The following is a 14,730-nucleotide window of genomic DNA, read 5'->3' as shown; positions in this document are numbered from 1 at the left end:
GCCGAGCCATGCTCGGCAGAGGCCTTCCCGGGAAAGCCCATGCCGAGCATGGCTCGGCACTACAGAAGACGCTGCGATCCTTCTTGAGCAACGCCCCCTTGAGTCAAGGGGGCGTGCCGAAGATCGGGGGTCTTACTGCAGCAGCGAACGCAGCATCCAGGCGTACTTTTCATGGATCTGCAGGCGCTGGGTCAGCAGGTCCTCGCTGGGGGCGTCGTCGGCGTCATCGGCCTGGTCCAGCACCTTGCGTGCGGTGCGGCAGACCGCTTCGTTGCCGACCACCAGCTGGCGCACCATTTCACGCCAATCGGCGCTGTCGTTCAGGCCCGGCTCTTCCGGGATCGAGGTCAGCGCTGCGAACTCGCGGTACGAACCGGGGGCGTTGAAGCCCAGGGCGCGGATACGCTCGGCAATCTCATCCAGGGCGTTCCACTGCTCGGTGTACTGGTCCATGAACATGTTGTGCAGCGAGTTGAACATCGACCCGGTGACGTTCCAATGGAAGTTATGGGTCTTCAGGTACAGCGTGTAGGCATCGGCCAGGAAGTGTGAAAGCCCATCGGCGACCTTCTTGCGATCCGTGTCCTTGATCCCGATATCAACACCGGGCGCTGAAGGCGCGGCGGCGGCCAGTTTCTTCTTCCCCATTTCCGTCTTGCTGGCGGTTGCTGTGGCTGCCAGCTTCTTCTTTCCGGCTTCTGGTTTGTTGCTGTTCTTGGCTTTGGCCATGACGCTTTCCTCCGTGGCGGGTTGAATGGCTTCACAATAGCGCTATGGGCACCTTACCTGCATTTCAAGTTTTCACGTTGAACGATTGATGAGCACTATCGAAAAAGATCCATCGGCGCGCCTGCGCGCTGCCCGCGCGGCGGTTGACGGGGCGATGAGCCGTGACCGCGGCCGCCTGCTTGGGCTGCTGTCGCGCTGGCAGGGCAAACCGGCCGATGCCGCCGCCGAGCAGGCCTTCCAGCAGCTGCTGGACCGTTCGCGGGCGCAGCGGCAGCAGCGCGCTGCGCGGCCGATAGCGATCAGCATGGACGAAGCGCTGCCCATCGCGCGCGAGGCCGAGCAGATCAGCGCGCTGATCCGGGCCCACCAGGTGGTGGTCATCGCCGGCGAAACCGGCTCCGGCAAGACTACCCAGCTGCCCAAGTTGTGCCTGGCCGCAGGCCGTGGTGAAGCCGGCATGATCGGCTGCACCCAGCCACGTCGTATCGCCGCCCGCGCGGTGGCCACGCGCGTGGCCGAGGAGCTGCAGACCGAGCTGGGAACGGTGGTCGGTTACCAGGTGCGTTTCACCGACAAGGTCGGCGAAGACAGCCGCATCAAGTTCATGACCGACGGCATCCTGCTGGCCGAGATCGCCTCGGATCGCTGGTTGTCGCGCTATGACACCTTGATCATCGACGAGGCGCACGAACGCAGCCTCAACATCGACTTCCTGCTCGGCTACCTGAAGCAACTGCTGCGCAAACGCCCCGATCTGAAACTGATCGTGACCTCGGCCACCATCGATACCGAACGGTTCTCGCGCCACTTCGACAATGCGCCGGTGGTCAATGTCGAAGGCCGCACCTATCCGGTGGAAGTGCGGTACCGGCCGCTGGATGAGATGGGGAAGAGCGCGGAAAGCGCCGCTGCACCGGCACGTGGCAAGCGCGTGGAAGCGGACAGCGAATCGGCGATGGATCCGGTTTCGGCCATTGTTGCCGCCGTTGATGAAATCACCCGCAGCGATGCGCGCGGCGACGTGCTGATCTTCCTGCCCGGTGAACGCGAGATCCGCGATACCCACCAAGCGCTCGAACGCCGCAAATACCGCGAAACCGAGGTGCTGCCGCTGTATGCGCGGCTGTCGGCCAAGGACCAGGACCGGGTATTCAACCCCGGCCCGAAACGCCGCATCGTGCTGACCACCAACGTCGCCGAAACCTCGCTGACCGTGCCGCGTATCCGCTACGTGGTGGATCCCGGTTATGCGCGGGTCAAGCGTTACAGCCCGCGGCAGAAGCTCGACCGCCTGCATATCGAGCCGGTATCGCAGGCCAGCGCCAACCAGCGCAAGGGCCGTTGCGGCCGTATTTCCGAGGGCGTGTGTTATCGGCTGTATTCGGAGGCGGACTTCCTGAGCCGGCCGGAATTCACCGATCCGGAAATCCGCCGTTCTTCGCTGTCTGGCGTGATCCTGCGCATGTTGCAGCTTGGGCTGGGCAGCATCGACGACTTCCCGTTCCTGGAAGCACCGGACGAGCGTGCCGTGGCCGACGGCTGGCAGCAGCTGGTCGAGCTCGGCGCGATTGACGAGCAGCGCAAGCTCACCGCCATCGGCAAGCAGATGGCGCGTTTGCCGGTGGATGTGAAGCTGGCGCGCATGCTGGTGGCCGCGCAGAAGAGCGGTTGCCTGCGCGAAATGCTGGTGATCGCTTCTTTCCTTGGCATCCAGGATCCGCGCGAGCGGCCACCGGAGGCGCGCGAGGCGGCTGACAACGCACACACCTTGTTTGCCGATGCGCGCTCCGAATTCATCGGCATCCTGCGGCTGTGGAATGCCTACCGCGACGCCCACGAAGAACTCACCCAGTCCAAGCTGCGCGACTGGTGCGGGCGGCACTTCCTTGGCTTCCTGCGCATGCGCGAATGGCGCGAGCTGCATCGCCAGCTGCGGCTGCTGTGCGAAGAGCTGGGCTGGGCAATGGGCGAGGACGAGAATTTCGGCAAGGCGCTGTTGTCGGCACCGCCAGCCCTGCCGGCGGGCGGCGACAGCGAAGCCAAGCGCAAGGCCACGCGTGGCGAACAGCACAAGGCGGCGCGGTTGGCCCGCGAGGGCGCAACGCCGGCGGCGGTCGCTGCCGCCGCGCCACCGCCTGCTGGCAAAAACGCGCGCAAACCCGACGCTGCTCCGGCAGCCAATGCCATTCCCGACAAGGTACGCATCGCCGCTTACCAGACATTGCATCGGGCGGTGCTGGCCGGCTTGCCCACCCAGGTTGGCCATCGCACCGAGAAAGGCGATTTCCAGGCCCCGCGCCAGCGTCGCTTCCATCTGTTCCCGGGCTCGGCACTGGCCAAGCGGCCGCCGCCGTGGGTGCTCAGCGCCACCTTGCTGGATACCCAGCGCGTCTGGGGCATGACCAATGCATCGATCGAGCCGGACTGGGTGATTGCCGAGCTGGAGCATCTGCTGGCGCGCAAGCACTTCGACCCGCATTGGTCGCGTGCGCAGGGCCAGGTGCTGGCTTCGGAGCAGATCAGCCTGTTCGGGCTGGTGCTGGCGCCGAAGAAGCCGGTGCATTACGGCCGCATCAATCCGGGCGAGGCCCACGACATCTTCGTGCGGCAGGCCTTGGTGACCGGCGAGATCAATACCCGTGCCGGCTTTGTCGCCGACAACATCAAACTGCTGGAACAGGCGCGCGAAGAGGAAGCCAAGCTGCGCCGCGCCGGTATCGTGGCCGACGAGGATTGGCAGGCGCGCTGGTACCTGGACCGGGTGCCGCCGCATATCCATTCGGCCAATCTGCTTGATGGCTGGTGGAAGGCCTTGCCGCCGGAACAACGGCGCAGCCTGCAGTGGTCGTTGACCGATCTGCTGCCGGGCGAGGGCAGCGAGCAGGATCGTTATCCGAAGTATTTCCCGCTGGGCGATGCACGGCTTGCCATGCACTACCGCTTCGAACCGGGCAGCGAGGAGGACGGCGTCACCCTCGATGTGCCGCTGCATCTGCTCAATGCGCTGGATCCGGCGCGGCTGTCGTGGCTGGCACCGGGTTTTGTCGCCGACAAGGCCTCGGCGCTGATCCGCAGCCTGCCCAAGGCGATGCGCCGCAACTATGTGCCGGCCCCGGATTTCGGGCGCGCGTTTGCCGAAGCCTGGCTGCAGCCTTCGGCCGATGACATCCGCGGCGAGCTGGCGCGGTTCCTGTCCAAGGCCACCGGTGCGGTGGTCGCGGCCACGGATTTCGACGTGGACGCGCTGGAGCCGCACCTGCGCATGAACCTGCGTCTGTTCGAAGTGACACAGGCGGCGCGGCGCGACAAGGAAACTGCCACCAGCGAAAAGGCTGGCATGAAGCTGCTGGCGATGTCGCGCGATCTGGACGCCTTGCGCGCCCGCTTTGGCGAGCGCGCCGGCAGTGCGTTCGCCGCGCGGGCGGGTGCAGCGCTGGCGGCCGAGGGGCTGCGGGAGTTTCCGGCCATTGCCATTCCCGAGCAGGTGCCGGGTGAGGCGGGCGTACCGGCCTATCCGGCGCTGGTGGATACCGGCGATGCCGCCGCGTTGCGCATCTTCGCCGACCGCAACGAAGCCGCGCTTGCACACCCACAGGGCGTGCGCCGGCTGCTGGAAATCGCCCTGGCCGACAAACTCAAACATGCGCGTAAGCAGCTGCCCGTGTCGCCCAAGACCGGCCTGCTGTACGCAGCCATCGAGTCACAGGAGCGGCTGCGTGGCGATCTTGTCGATGCCGCGCTGAACGCGGTGCTGGCCGATGGCCTGGACGCGATCCGCACACCGGAAGCATTCCAGCAACGCTGCGCCGATGCCGGCAAACGCTTGTTTGGCGAGGCGATGGAGCGGCTCAAACTGGCTGAAAGCATCCTCGGTCTGGTTGGCGAACTGAAGCCGCAGCTGGAGTCGCCGCTGATGGGCTGGGCGCGCGGCAATCTGGACGATATGCAGGCGCAGTTGGCCGGTCTGGTGCATGCCGGCTTCCTGCGTGAGACACCGGCCGACGCACTGGCACAGTTCCCGCGCTACCTGAAGGCGATGATCCTGCGTGCCGAACGGGCCAAGCGTGATCCGCCGCGTGACCAGGCGCGCATGCTCGAACTCAAACCCTTCGTCGATGCCTTGCAGGAAGCGCGCGTGCAGGGCCTGGCCGAGCGCCCGCAATGGGCGGCGCTGCGCTGGGATATTGAAGAACTGCGGGTATCGCTGTTCGCCCAGGAGCTGGGCTTCCGTTCCGGCATTTCGGCCAAGAAGCTGTCCCAGCGGGTGGCGGCACTGCGCAGCTGAGGGCTGCGCTCAGCGGGTAATCGCCGCCTCCGGGCGGTGTTGCTGGATGCAGGCGCGGCGGGCGGTGTTCATCTGCGTATGCGCCGAGGCGTGTTCGCGGCTGATGGCCTGGCGGAAGGTTGCCATCCGCTGCCGCAGTGCCTGGCTGCGTTCGGCGTCCGTAGCCTGGGCCAGTTGTTCGCTGAGCGAGCTCATCTGCTGCTGCAGGGTGCCGACGCGGTCATTGGAAGAACCGTAGATGGATGCGGTAGCCGTGCTGATGCAGCTGCGTTCGGCTTCAAGCGCTTCAGCCGGGCTGCCGCTGGCTGCTGGAGCCGCAGCCGTTGCCGGTTGGCCTTCTGCGCTGCTGGCCGCGCTTGCGGGAGTGGCGGCGGCCTGCTCGCGCAGCTTCATCGGTTCGGCGCGGGCATCGCAGGGATGTTCGGAATACATGGTTTCGCCGGACTTGCCCTTGCACTTGTAGACCTGTGCGGCAGCGCTGGCCGGGAGTAACAGCAACAACAGGGGCAGGACGATTACACGCATGGGGCAGCAGGCTCGCAAGTTCGATGGCGGGAGGCAACCGCCCCGGCGCTCATGACCGGGGCAGGGCAGGCGCGGTGGTGCGCGCTTACTTGGTACGGCGAACCTTGGCGCGGGTATTGAGCCCGTCCACCTGCAGGTACCACACGTTCATCAGGCCGGGGGTGATGCGCACGCTGGGGGCCTGCTTGCGCACGCCGCCGACGCTGGTGTCATCGGTCTGTTCCCAGATCTGGCCGTTGCCCAGCGTGTACTGGCGGCCCTTGCTGAAGCCACGGAACTCGCCTTCCAGGGTGGCTTCGATCGGATCCTTGGAGCCGAAGTCGGAGAAGCCGCGGTTCTTGACGATCACTTCCTGGCGGCCTTCTTCGCGCGCCTGTTCCACGGCAACACTGGCGGCCTGCGCCACCTTGCCCTGCAGCCAGTTGTTGAGGGTGACCAGTTCTTCCGGGCTGAGCTTGTTCAGCCCGGCTGCGTTGAACTCGGCGGCGGACATCTGCTGCTGCAGATCGCCCTGCACCACGCGCTGGGCGTGTGCATCGATGAAGGGGTACGACGACAAAGCGGTGACGGCAAGCAGGACAGCAAGGCGAGGCAGCTTCATGAATATTGTTCCCAGAGAGGGTGGGCGCTAGTGTAGGGGCATCTGCCTGTAATTGAATGCTGTGAACAGTTCCCCCACCCCCGGCCTGGATGCGCTGCTGCAGCGCTCCTCAACCCGTGCCCTGTCCGCGCCGCTGCGTCAGGCCCTGCTGGCCTGCTGGCAGCAGCCGGACATGGATGTGTCACCGCGCCTGCCCTGGCCGGTGCTTGCCGATACCCTGGATTCGCTGGCGCTGCTGTCGGCGGACGAAAGCGTGATCGTCGCCGCCCTGCTGTTTGACCTGCCCGGCCTGCGGGCCCACATCGCTGCGTTGCCGCTGGGTGCGGCCGCGGTGGCGGTGAATGGGTTACTGGACGGCCAGGAGGCTGCCGACCAGGTGTGGGCGCTGCATGCCGGGCGTGATGCCGGGCGCAACAGTGAAGGCCTGCGCCGCTTGCTGCTGGCGATCATCCACGACCTGCGGGTGGTGCCGATCCTGCTGTCACGGCAGCTGGCCTGCATGCGGGCGGCCGACAGACTGGTGGACGAAGAGCGTCGCGCGCTGGCCCAGCTGACCCGTGACATCCACGCGCCGCTGGCCAACCGGCTCGGCATCTGGCAGCTGAAGTGGGAGCTGGAAGATCTGGCGTTCCGCTTTCTGGAACCGGAGACCTACCGCCATATCGCCCGCGAGGTGGACGAAACCCGCATTGCCCGCGAACGCTATGTCGAGGCGGTGAAGAAGAAGCTGTCGGCGGCATTGGCCGAACAGGGCATCCGTGGCGAAGTCAGCGGCCGGCCCAAGCACATCTACAGCATCTGGCGGAAAATGCAGAAAAAACAGCTGGCCTTCGAGCAGCTGTATGACCTGCGCGCGGTGCGGGTGATGGTCGACGATGTGGGCGCCTGCTACGCCACGCTGGGCGTGGTGCATGCGCTGTGGACGCCGATTCCCAGCGAGTTCGACGATTACATCGCACGGCCCAAGGCCAATGACTACCGCTCGCTGCATACGGCGGTGATCGGCCCGGAAGGGCGCACCATCGAGGTACAGATCCGTACCCACGAAATGCATGCCCAGGCCGAGTTGGGCGTGGCCGCGCACTGGAAGTACAAGGAAGGCGGCAAGGGCGGTGAGAAGGCCTTCGATCGCAAGATCACCTGGATGCGGCAACTGCTGGAGCAGGCCCAGGACCCGGGTAGCCCGGACGACCTGGCCGGTGCGCTGGATGCCGAGCTGGTCGAAGACCGGGTGTATGCACTGAGCCCAAAAGGCGAGGTGATGGACCTGCCTGCCGGTGCCACGCCGCTGGATTTCGCCTACCACGTGCACACCATGGTCGGACACCGCTGCCGTGGCGCAAAGATCAACGGCCGCATCGTGCCGCTGACCTACCGCCTGCGCAGCGGCGACCGCGTCGAGATCCTCACCGGCAAGGAAGCTGATCCCCGCCGCGACTGGTTGTTGCTGTCCAATGGCTTCCTGGCCAGCGGCCGCTCGCGCGAAAAGGTGCGCAACTGGTTCCACAAGCTGGACCGGGCACGCAATGTGCAGGCGGGCCGCGAGCTGCTGGATCGCGAACTGAAGCGCTTGGGCCTGCAGCAGTCCGATCTGATGGTGGCCGCGCGCAAATTCCACGCCGACAGCGTGGACGATCTGTACATCCAGGTGGCGCTGGGCGATACCGGGCCCAACCAGGTCAGCCGGGCTCTGCTGGAGGCGGAAAAAGCCGCATCGCAGCCGGCAACGCCGGTGTTGCCGCGGCCGACCGCCCGCCGCGGCAGCATCGGCAAATCCGATTTCACCGTGCAGGGCGTGGGCAACCTGCTGGTGCAGCTTGCGCGCTGCTGCCAGCCGGTGGCGGGCGAGCCGATCACCGGCTATCTCACCCGCACCCGTGGCGTCACCGTGCATCGCATGGATTGCGCGGCGCTGGCGCGTTTGTCGGCGGCGCACCCGGAGCGGGTATTGCCGGTGGAGTGGGGCCGTACCGGTTCCGGCTATGAGGTGGATGTGATGGTGCGCGCGGTGGACCGGCGCTGGTTGTTGAAGGACATCACCAACCTGATCGCGCAGGAAGATGCCTATGTGCTGGAGATCAACAGCGACAACCTGCGTGAGAGCGGGCGCGTGCAGTTGCGCCTGCGTTTGAAGGTCAGTGACTACGGCCAGCTGTCCACCCTGCTTGGAAAACTTGATGCATTGCCCGGCGTAGACGATGCGCGAAGGCTGGGATAGGTAAGCTTGGCGCATGGAGAACTGGCGTCAGCGCGGCCAACAGGGATTGGAAACATTCGGCGACAAGCTGCGGCTGTACGGGCGCTGGTGGGTGGCGCGTGGCTGGAACAGCCCGCGCGCCTGGCGTTCGATCGCCATCGGTGTGGCTGCTTTGGCGCTGGTATTGGCCTTGTTCCGGCAGCCGCTGGCCGATTGGTTGTGGCCGGAGACCAAGATCCAACAATTGCTCGATGATGGCCGTTCGGCGCTGCGCGACGGGCGTTTGAGTGCCGCCGATGGTCGCGGCGCACGCGAGTTGTTCGAGGCAGCCGCCGCGCTGGATCCGGATCGCAGTGACATCCGCAACGCCTTGGCGCAAACCGCGCAGGCGGCATTGGCGCAGGCGCGCAGGCAGTTGGCGGCCGGTGATCGTGAGGCTGCCACGCGCAGTCTGGCGCTGGCCCGGCAGCTGCAGGCGCCGTCGGCCGATATCGACCCGCTCGCCGCCAAACTGCAGCAGGCGGTACGCGGACCGGACGGTATCGAACAGCTGCTGCAGCAGGCCGAGGCGGCGCAGGCGCAGGGTCGGCTGGACGATGCGGCGGACGCGGCCTTGCCGTTGTATCAGCGTGTGCTGGCGCTGCAGCCGGACAAGATGCAGGCCCTGGAAGGACGCGACGAGGTGTTGTCGGACCTGCTGACCCAGGCGACGCGGGCAGCGGACCGGGGCGACCTGGCCGCCGCGGCGGCCTTGTTGCAGCGGGTTGAGCGCTATGACGCCGGCCACGCCAACCTGCCGGCGGTCAAGGCGGTGATGAACGCCGCATTGGAGCAGCGCCGGCAACAGGGTGAGCGCGATCTTGCGCGTGGTCGCCTGCAACGCGCAGCCGACGCGTTCGAGCAGGTGCTGGCGGCGGGCGAGGACCCGGCGGCCCGCCAGGGCCTGCAGCGCATCGCCCTTGCGCAGGTGCAGGAAGCGCTGCGGTTGACCGCGGATTTTCAGTTTGAACCGGCCGAACGCGCCCTGCAGCACGCGCGCGAACTTGCCCCGGACAGTGCCGAAGTCAGTGCGGCCGAACAGGTACTGCAACGCACCCGTCAGGCCCGCCAGGCGATGGAAGCACCGGGCACCGGCGTTGAGCGCGAGCGACGCCTCAAGGCCCTGCTCAAACAACTGGACGAGGCCGAAGCGCGGCAGGAATGGCTGTTGCCACCGGGCAGCAGCGCCTATGACCGCTTCAAGGCAGCGCAGGCACTGGCGCCGCAGGACGCGCGGGTCAAGCGTGCGGCCGCACGGATTCTTCCGGCGGCCCGCAGTTGCCTGGACGACAACCTGCGCGGCAACCGGCTGCGCGCGGCACGCACCTGCCTGGATGCCTGGCAGGCACTGGCCTCGACCGATCCGGCGCTGGCCCCGGCGCGGCGCCGGCTGGCCCAGCGTTGGCTCGCCGTTGGCAGCGAACGCCTGGGTGGCGGCGATACCACCTTTGCCCAACAGGCCCTGGCACAGGCACGGCAGATAGATCCGGCCACACCGGAAATCGCCAGTTTCAATGAGCGCGTGCGCAACGCCCTGCGCTGACCGCGCCGCCGGCCAGATCGGCCCCGGCATGATCGACCGGCCTGCACGGCTCCTGTAGTGCCGAGCCATGCTCGGCAGGAGCTTTCCCGGCAAAGCCCAGCGCCCTACGCCGACGCTATGACTTAAGCGCACTGCGGCAACGTATTAGATGCGGCAGACATGGGCCTTCAGGGCGCCAATCCCCGCAGCACCTGGGCGAGCTTTTTCACCGCGACCTCGAGCTCAGCCGGCGCATGCGCTGCGAATCCCATCAGGAAGCCGGCGTTCGCCTGTTTGCTGCGAGCGTGCAGGCCGCTCAGCCCGAGCAGCTCGATGCCAGCCCGGCGCGCGGCTTCGATAGCTGCCTGCTCGGGAATGTCGCGGATGAAAACGCAGGGCATCTGCATGCCGCCGTCGGGCACGCGTGGTTCGACGAAATCCTTCAGATGCCTGCGCACCAGCGTTGCCAATACATCGCGGCGTTCGCAATAGATCGCCCGCATCGCACGCACGTATGCGCCGAAATGCCCGCCCTCCATGAAGCGGGCCAGGGTCAACTGCGGAATGGGAGCGCTATGCCCATCCAGCAACGTGCGCGCGGTGGTCATTGGCGCGAGCAGTTGCGCCGGCAACAGCATGAAGCCGATGCGTAGGCCGGGAAACAGGGATTTGGTGAAAGTGCCGATGTAGATCGTGCGTTGGTGGGGATCCAGTCCCTGCACGCAGGCGGTCGGCCGGCCGGCGTAGTGGAACTCGCTGTCGTAGTCGTCTTCGATGATCCAGGCTTGGTTCTGCCGGGCCCACTCGATGATTTCCAGCCGCCGCTGCAGGGCCAGGGTTGCGCCGCTGGGGAACTGGTGCGAAGGCGTGAGATATACCGCCCGTGCCGATGGAGTAGCGTTGCGTAGCAGGTCCACACGCATGCCTTCGGCGTCTACCGGAACCGGCACGCATTCCAGGCCGGCGGCCTCGAACGCCTTGCGCGCGCCATGGTAGGCAGGGTCTTCCACGAAGATGCGTTCGCCGGCATCAAGCAACACGTGCGCGCACAGGTACAAGGCCTGCTGCGAACTTGTCAGCACCAGCACGCGCTCGGCGCTGGCGTGGGCGCCGCGCTCCAGGTTGACGTAGTCGGCAATCGCGCTGCGCAGCGGCGCCACGCCCTGCGCCGGGCTGTGCAGCAGGGCGGCGCTGCCCCATTCCTTCAATACCTGGCGCTGCAGTCGTTCCCAGGTGGCCAGCGGGAAGTTGCGCGTTTCCGGTACCCCGGGGACAAACGGGCGCGGCGCCGGGAAATCACGTATCCCGCCGTTGCGGTACAGGCTGGCGCCGCGCTGGCTCAGCCGTAGCGGCTGCGGCGCGGCAGGGGAACGGCGTGTGGTGCCGCGCCCGCCCAGCCGTCGGGCGCCCGCTGCAACGAAGCTGCCACTGCCACTCCTGCGGTCGATGAAGCCCTCGGCATGCAGCTGGCCGTAGGCCGCCTCCACTGTGTCGCGGGACACGCCCAGCGACGTCGCCAGTGCTCGCGAAGCCGGCAACGCGCTGCCGGCATCCAGCGCCCCGTCGAGGATCAGCTGGCGCACGGCGCGCTGGATGCGGACGTGCAAGGGCAGCCCGCGCTGCGCCGGGTCCAGGATCCAGGCTTTCACCGACTCAAGTTGGGCGTGCTTGAACAATTGGTCTGCCAGATGTCGAAAAAGTGGATGGGAATGGCAGTCCATTCTAGACCTATAAAAACAGACTCAGCCAGCGCCCCACGCCGCGCCAGGAGTCGTGATTTCCCATGTTCTCTTCCCCTGCTTGCCTGCGCGTCGTCGTGCGGGTCGTTACTGGACCATCTGCAGCCCGGCGGCTGCAGTGTCGGCCGTGGTTGGATGTCAGTGCCGACAGCTGGGAGCAGGCCCATGTCTGAGTCATCACAAACGATGACCTCGCACGCGCGCCACGGGCGCTATCCGCAGGCGCGGACAGTGGACGATTTCCGCCACAACCTCGCTGCGGTGAGGGCACGCATGGATGCTGCCTGCCTGCGTGCGGGTCGTGACCCGGCGCAGGTGCGCCTGCTGCCGGTCAGCAAGACCAAGCCGGAGGCCAGCCTGCGCCTGGCCCATGCCGCAGGCTGTTGCCTGTTTGGCGAGAACAAGGTGCAGGAGGCGGCCGGAAAGTGGCAGGCAATGCAGGACCTGGGCGGTTTGCAATGGTCGATCATCGGCCATCTGCAGACCAACAAGGCCAAGCAGGTGGCGCGCTTGGCCAGTGAGTTCCAGGCACTGGACAGTCTGCGTGTTGCCGAAGCACTGGAGCGCAGGCTGCAGATTGAAGGCCGTTCGCTGGATGTCTATGTGCAGGTAAACACCTCCGGCGAAGCCAGTAAATATGGGTTGGCACCGGACGCTGTCCTGGCGCATCTGCGTGCGCTCGGCGCCTACCCGGCGTTGCGCGTGCGGGGGCTTATGACCTTGGCTGTGTTCTCGGCCGAGGCCGAACGCGTGCGACGCTGTTTCATCGGCTTGCGCGCGCTGCGCGACAGGCTGCGTCAGGACGCGCCAGCGGCGGTGGGTCTGGATGAATTGTCGATGGGCATGTCGGGCGATTTCGAGATCGCAATCGAAGAGGGGGCCACGGTCGTGCGTGTGGGACAGGCAATCTTCGGTGCACGACCGCTGCCGGACAGTCACTACTGGCCTGCCGACGCCACGGCGACGGAGCCGAAACGATGAAGACCGCCGTCGCCATCCGCACGGTGTATTTCGAGGGCCTGGGCAGCCTGCAGCCGCTCCTGCAGCAGCGCGGTTATCGCGTGCGCTATCTGGATGTGGCCAACGATGATCTGCGCGCGGTGGACACGGCGGATCTGCTGGTGGTGCTGGGTGGGCCCATTGCAGCCTTCGATGAGCAGGCCCATCCCCATCTGTTGGATGTGCTGGCGCTGATTGAGCGGCAGCTGCGGCAGCAGTTGCCTTTGCTTGGTATCTGTCTGGGCGCGCAGTTGATTGCCCGCGCGCTGGGCGCGCGCGTGACCAGCATGGGGGTCAAGGAAATAGGCTTCGCACCGCTGACGTTGACTGCGCAGGGCAAGGCATCACCGCTGGCCGCGCTGGGGCAGGTTGCTGTGCTGCACTGGCATGGCGATCGTTTCGACATTCCCGCCGGTGCCCGCCACTTGGCGGGAACGCCGCTATGCGCAAACCAGGCCTTCAGTCTTGGCCTGCATGTATTGGCACTGCAGTGCCATCTGGAAATGCAACCGCAGCAGATCGAACACTGGCTGCTGGGCCATGCCTGTGAGCTTGCTCAGGCCGGTATCGACCCGCGCGCAGTGCGCAGGCAGGCAGAAGCCGCCGCGTCGGTATTGCCACGGGCGGCGCAGGCGGTATTCGGGTTGGCTGGATGCGCTGCCACCGCAGCCAATGCGGCCTGCCGGATCAGCAGCGGATGCCGCCCCGCCAACAGACAATTTCAACCCAGGAGCCACCGCCATGTATGACGCATCGCCCGCACTCGTCGACTTCGATCCCGAGCTCGCCTCTGCCTTGCTGGCCGAACAACAACGCCAGCACGATCACGTTGAGCTGATCGCTTCGGAGAACTATGCCAGTCCGCTGGTGATGGCGATCCAGGATTCGGTGTTCACCAACAAATATGCCGAGAGTTACCCGGGCAAACGTTATTACAGTGGCTGCGAGAACGTTGATGTAGCCGAACGCTTGGCTATCGAGCGGGTGAAGCAGCTGTTCGATTGCGACTACGCCAACGTGCAGCCACATGCCGGTGCGCAGGCCAACGCCGCGGTGTTCCTGGCCTTGGTCGAACCGGGCGATACGGTGATGGGCATGAACCTGGCGCAGGGCGGGCATCTGACCCACGGCAATCCAGCGAATTTTTCCGGTCGCCACTATCGGATCGTGCCCTACGGACTTGATCCGCAGACTGGATTGATCGACTACGAGCAGATGGAACGTATCGCGCTTGAAACCCGGCCGAAACTGCTGATCGGCGGCTTCTCGGCGTATTCACGACACAAGGACTGGGCGCGCATGCGCGCGATCGCCGACAAGGTCGGGGCGGTGTTCTGGGTGGACATGGCACACGTGGCGGGGTTGGTCGCGGCTGGTGAATATCCGGACCCACTGCCGCACGCGCACGTGGTGACCAGTACCACCCACAAGACCCTGCGCGGGCCGCGCGGCGGCATCATCCTGAGCAAGGGGCAGGATGCGGCGTTCAACAAACGGTTGGACTCGGCGGTGTTCCCGGGTATCCAGGGCGGGCCGCTGATGCAGGTGATCGCGGCCAAGGCGATCGCGTTCAAAGAGGCGCTACAGCCGGAATTCAAACGCTACCAGCGGCAGGTGATCGACAATGCACGGGCGATGGCGACGGTGCTGCAGCAGCGTGGTTATCGCATCGTTTCCGGTGGCACCGACAACCACCTGATGCTGATCGACCTGTCCAGCAAGCCGTTCACCGGCAAGGATGCTGACGCTGCGCTTAGTCGCGCGTGGATCACCGCCAACAAGAACTCGGTGCCCAACGACCCGCGCTCGCCGTTCGTGACATCAGGGGTGCGGATCGGCACACCGGCAGTGACGACGCGGGGCTTTGGCATAGCCGAATGCGAACAGCTGGCGGGCTTGCTTGCTGATGTATTGGACGGACTGGAGGCCGGGGCGTTGGAGCAGGTCCTTGGCCAGGTGCGGGCACAGGTGTCCACGCTATGCCGCCGTCACCCGGTGTATCGCTGACAAGGGCGAGGTTTGCGCAGGCTGCCGGATCAGACGATTACGTCTGATCCGGTCATGAGCGGATGCCGTGCTGTGCATGCTTGAAGG

The 14,730-nt window shown here is 66.0% G+C and carries 10 protein-coding genes; 6 read left to right on the top strand and 4 right to left on the bottom strand.

What is annotated here, in order from left to right; genetic code table 11:
- Positions 1-132: 132 nt before the first annotated feature.
- Positions 133-648 (bottom strand): Dps family protein, encoded by a 516-nt coding sequence (locus tag ACVOKO_RS13215; protein WP_346499368.1) that lies wholly within the window; start codon positions 646-648, stop codon positions 133-135.
- Between the two features lie 169 nt (positions 649-817).
- On the opposite strand from ACVOKO_RS13215, the gene hrpA reads away from it, so the two are divergent.
- Complete coding sequence (hrpA, locus tag ACVOKO_RS13210; RefSeq protein WP_346499364.1) at positions 818-5,014, top strand: ATP-dependent RNA helicase HrpA; 4,197 nt, start codon at positions 818-820, stop codon at positions 5,012-5,014.
- Positions 5,015-5,023: 9 nt separating this feature from the next.
- Here hrpA and ACVOKO_RS13205 read toward each other — a convergent pair whose 3' ends face one another.
- A complete protein-coding gene (locus tag ACVOKO_RS13205) occupies positions 5,024-5,539 on the bottom strand; it encodes a DUF4124 domain-containing protein (RefSeq protein WP_346499363.1) in 516 nt (171 codons plus the stop codon).
- Between the two features lie 85 nt (positions 5,540-5,624).
- Positions 5,625-6,140: a hypothetical protein gene (locus tag ACVOKO_RS13200; protein WP_346499362.1), complete on the bottom strand. Its 516-nt coding sequence runs from the start codon at positions 6,138-6,140 to the stop codon at positions 5,625-5,627.
- 61 nt (positions 6,141-6,201) lie between these two features.
- Here ACVOKO_RS13200 and ACVOKO_RS13195 point away from each other — a divergent pair, with 61 nt between their 5' ends.
- Together ACVOKO_RS13195 and ACVOKO_RS13190 are read left to right on the top strand one after the other, a co-directional pair.
- Positions 6,202-8,358 carry a RelA/SpoT family protein gene (locus ACVOKO_RS13195; RefSeq protein ID WP_346499361.1) on the top strand — a complete coding sequence of 719 codons (2,157 nt, stop codon included), beginning with the start codon at positions 6,202-6,204 and terminating at the stop codon, positions 8,356-8,358.
- 13 nt (positions 8,359-8,371) lie between these two features.
- Positions 8,372-9,919, top strand: a complete 1,548-nt coding sequence (locus ACVOKO_RS13190) for a hypothetical protein (protein ID WP_346499360.1) — start codon at positions 8,372-8,374, stop codon at positions 9,917-9,919.
- A gap of 167 nt (positions 9,920-10,086) precedes the next feature.
- Here the strand turns inward: ACVOKO_RS13190 and pdxR are convergent, their stop codons facing one another.
- A complete protein-coding gene (gene pdxR, locus ACVOKO_RS13185) occupies positions 10,087-11,547 on the bottom strand; it encodes a MocR-like pyridoxine biosynthesis transcription factor PdxR (protein ID WP_346499359.1) in 1,461 nt (486 codons plus the stop codon).
- 255 nt (positions 11,548-11,802) lie between these two features.
- Between pdxR and ACVOKO_RS13180 the strand changes: the two genes are divergently transcribed.
- The 3 genes from ACVOKO_RS13180 to glyA are packed head-to-tail and all read left to right on the top strand — an operon-like array spanning position 11,803 to position 14,643.
- Positions 11,803-12,618 carry a YggS family pyridoxal phosphate-dependent enzyme gene (locus ACVOKO_RS13180; RefSeq protein ID WP_430980780.1) on the top strand — a complete coding sequence of 272 codons (816 nt, stop codon included), beginning with the start codon at positions 11,803-11,805 and terminating at the stop codon, positions 12,616-12,618.
- A complete protein-coding gene (locus ACVOKO_RS13175) occupies positions 12,615-13,385 on the top strand; it encodes a glutamine amidotransferase (RefSeq protein ID WP_430980779.1) in 771 nt (256 codons plus the stop codon). The genes ACVOKO_RS13180 and ACVOKO_RS13175 overlap by 4 nt, the downstream gene beginning before the upstream one ends.
- Complete coding sequence (glyA, locus tag ACVOKO_RS13170) at positions 13,378-14,643, top strand: serine hydroxymethyltransferase (RefSeq protein ID WP_346499366.1); 1,266 nt, start codon at positions 13,378-13,380, stop codon at positions 14,641-14,643. Before ACVOKO_RS13175 ends, glyA begins: the two co-directional genes overlap by 8 nt.
- The last annotated feature ends 87 nt before the right edge of the window (positions 14,644-14,730 follow it).

The organism is Stenotrophomonas sp. STEN240, assembly GCF_056756175.1.
The sequence above is the reverse complement of the archived record's forward strand: the minus strand, read 5'-3'. Positions and strand labels throughout refer to the sequence as shown.